Source organism: Neobacillus drentensis (assembly GCF_036965645.1).
GTDB lineage: Bacteria > Bacillota > Bacilli > Bacillales > Cytobacillaceae > Neobacillus > Neobacillus drentensis_D.
Genome location: NZ_JBALPZ010000103.1, coordinates 13,582 through 15,136, shown reverse-complemented (window position 1 = coordinate 15,136; position 1,555 = coordinate 13,582). Strand labels below are relative to the sequence as shown.

General features: G+C 36.5%; 1 protein-coding gene. It reads left to right on the top strand.

Features of this window, described 5'->3' with window-relative positions; all coding sequences use genetic code 11:
- Positions 1-205: 205 nt before the first annotated feature.
- Positions 206-1,501: an MFS transporter gene (locus V7266_RS19225; protein WP_335469998.1), complete on the top strand. Its 1,296-nt coding sequence runs from the start codon at positions 206-208 to the stop codon at positions 1,499-1,501.
- Positions 1,502-1,555 lie beyond the last annotated feature (54 nt).

Below are 1,555 nucleotides of genomic sequence, written 5' to 3'. Positions count from 1 at the left end.
TAAGAAAGTAAAAATAATAGTGAAATTAATGCATTTCTTGCAAAACAAATGGAGGTGAGATATTATCCTAACAACATTTTGAAAACGCTAACAATCACCTTAGAGAAAAACAAGGCGTGAAATTACCTTAAAATTTTCGAAAAAACCTAACAATTTAATTACGAATGATGGATGGGGAAATACGGTAATATAAGGGGGATTTTACATGCGTTGGGTTATATTAGGATTTCTATTCTTGCTATCTGTTTTAAACTATACGGATAAATCAGTTTTAGGATTAGCCGCAGAACCTATCATGTCCGAACTAAACTTATCTTACGATCAGTTTGGTTTAGTGGGAAGTAGCTTCTTCGCTGCATACGCTGTCGGAAGTATTATTTTAGGTACATTAACGTATCGCTTCAATACAAAATATTTATTAATGATGATTGCTACTGGATGGACAATTTCATTAGCAAGCGCTTATTTTGTAGAAACGTTAACACACTTAATTTTACTACGTGTTGTCTTAGGTTTCTTCGAGGGTGGTACGCTCGGTTTTTGCCTAGTACACCTTGCACGATGGTTCACTAGTGCACAACGTGGGGTCGCTACAGCTATTATGACTTCTGGTACAACAGTTGGTACGTATTTAGCTGCACCACTTATAGTTATGGGTATTACAAACTTTGGTTGGCAACATGCTTTCGCAATGTTAGGGGTAGCAAGCTTTGCATGGGCACTCTTCTTCTTCTTTGTGAGAGACGAGCCAAAGCAACCACTGGTCGAAGACGTAAAATCTTTAGCATCTAACAAGGAAGTACCCTTCAAGTATATTTTAAAAGTATTAATCAACCCGTATGTATTATCAATTTTAGTTGTAGGTTTCGTATCCATGTGGATTACAACTTGGGTTCTTACATGGGCACCAACCTACTTAACAAAAATCGTTGGTCTTGAGCCACAAAGTATGAGCTTAATATTCGCTGGAATGGGTATTACAGGTACAGTATTCGCAATTTGTGCAGGTAAATTTACAGACGTCTTATTCAAGAAAAATAAAAGCCTTATCAAATCTTATGATCGTGTATTAGTTACAGTATTACTTGTTGGTACGACCTCTTACGCAATGACAACAATTGTTTCTTCACCAGTTTTAGCATGTATTTTCTTAGGGGTAGGCTTAGTAATGAACACAAGCTTATTACCGTTAAATGCCGCGATGACAACATTGATCATTCCGAAAAACTTAGTAGGTAGTGTAACAGGTATTTCATTATCTATTTCAAGTATGGCTGGTGTAATTGGTCCATGGATTACTGGTTACTTAATTACACTTGCAGGTGATGACGTTCGCTCTGGCTTCAACTCAGGGGTGTTAGTTATAGTTAGTTTATATGTTGTAACCGCAATAGTGTTATTAGCTACACGTAAATTAAAAATTACAGCAACTGAGAAAGAATATGCAAGTCGTGCTGCTGAAGAAGAGCAAGTGAACTTAGACATTGTTATAGAGCAATAAAATTCAACATGGGTTTATCCCCTAAGAAAAAATGTAGCCGACTGTAGACAAACT

Bases quoted from the DNA above. Each gene is read 5' to 3' on its own strand.
- V7266_RS19225 (WP_335469998.1), top strand. From the start codon at position 206: ATGCGTTGGGTTATATTAGGATTTCTATTCTTGCTATCTGTTTTAAAC.